This is a genomic window from Pseudomonas sp. NPDC087346, from assembly GCF_044744235.1.
Taxonomy (GTDB): Bacteria; Pseudomonadota; Gammaproteobacteria; order Pseudomonadales; family Pseudomonadaceae; genus Aquipseudomonas.
In genome coordinates this window covers 9,569-10,098 of sequence record NZ_JBIUXX010000096.1, presented here as the reverse complement: position 1 = coordinate 10,098, position 530 = coordinate 9,569, and the positions used below count along the sequence as shown (strand labels likewise).

The window sequence follows — 530 nt, the reverse complement described above, 5'->3', positions numbered from 1 at the left end:
CCGGAGCGGCTCTGGGTTTATCGTCGAGGCGCTCTTCTAACTGGCGCACTTCGTAGGTGAGCTTGTCGAGGAACTGCATGCGACGCATCAGGCGTTCGGCCTGCTCGCGTTGCGCTGCATCATCCCAACAGGCTGCGAAGCTTTCGTTCAGCTCTTCCTGGGCCACTTTCAAGCGCCGCTTGAACACCGCGGCACCATCAAGGTCGGCGCTGTCCTGGAGGTCTTCGAGCTCTTCGCGCCATTGCATCTGCTGCAAAAGAAACTCGGGATCATGGACCGTGACCTCCATCGGCACTTCCTGCCCACTGATGGTCAGCAGGTAGCGTGCGCGCTGGGGCGGACTCTTGAGCGTCTGATAGGCGTCATTGAGTCTTGCGGACTGTTCGAGCGCCGACCGCTGCTCACGCTCGGAAGCGTCGGCAAAACGGTCAGGATGAACACCGCGCGCCAACTCACGATAGCGCGTGGCCAACTGCTCGAGATCCAGACGAAAGCTCGGTTGCAGCTCGAATAAAGCGAAATGACAAGGA

Annotated in this window: 1 protein-coding gene; it reads right to left on the bottom strand. The window is 59.8% G+C overall.

Annotated elements, in window-relative coordinates; genetic code table 11:
• A partial coding sequence (gene hscB, locus ACIOZM_RS29805) for a co-chaperone HscB (RefSeq protein WP_401220797.1) occupies positions 1 to 530 on the bottom strand: 530 nt, incomplete at both ends.